At 61.2% G+C, this 505-nt stretch carries 1 protein-coding gene; it reads left to right on the top strand.

Annotated elements, in window-relative coordinates; all coding sequences use genetic code 11:
- The coding region (locus LQ226_RS20875; RefSeq protein ID WP_231419953.1) for an ABC transporter transmembrane domain-containing protein at positions 1-505 on the top strand (505 nt) is incomplete at both ends.

The following is a 505-nucleotide window of genomic DNA, read 5'->3' as shown; positions in this document are numbered from 1 at the left end:
TAATTACTTCGGCATGCTCGTGTTGCTGGCACTCATTCTCGCGCTGGCGTCGGGCCTGCGCTATTTCTTCGTGATCTCGCTCGGCGAGCGAGTGGTCGCGGATTTGCGCAATGCGGTCTTTTCGCATGTGACGGCGCTTTCGCCGGAATTCTTCGACCGGTCACAGTCGGGTGAAATCGTTTCGCGCCTGTCGTCCGACACGACGCAGATCAAGTCGGTGGTGGGCGCTACGGCCTCTGTCGCGCTGCGCAACATGATTCTGGGTGTCGGCGCGCTGGCGATGATGGTCGTGACCAGCCCGAAGCTTTCTGCGCTGGTCATTGCTGCCATCCCGATCATCGTTGTGCCCCTGATCGCCTTCGGACGCTCTGTGCGTCGCCGTTCCCGTATGACGCAGGACATGCTGGCGAAGGCCAATGCCTATGCCAGCGAACAGATCGGCGCGATGCGCACGCTGCAGGCCTTCACCAACGAGAATATGGTGGTCGGGCGTTTTGGCAGCGCG

The sequence above is a fragment of the Pontibacillus sp. HN14 genome (genome assembly GCF_021129245.1).
In the GTDB taxonomy this organism is placed as follows: Bacteria; Bacillota; Bacilli; order Bacillales; family BH030062; genus Pontibacillus.
The sequence above is the reverse complement of the archived record's forward strand: the minus strand, read 5'-3'. Positions and strand labels throughout refer to the sequence as shown.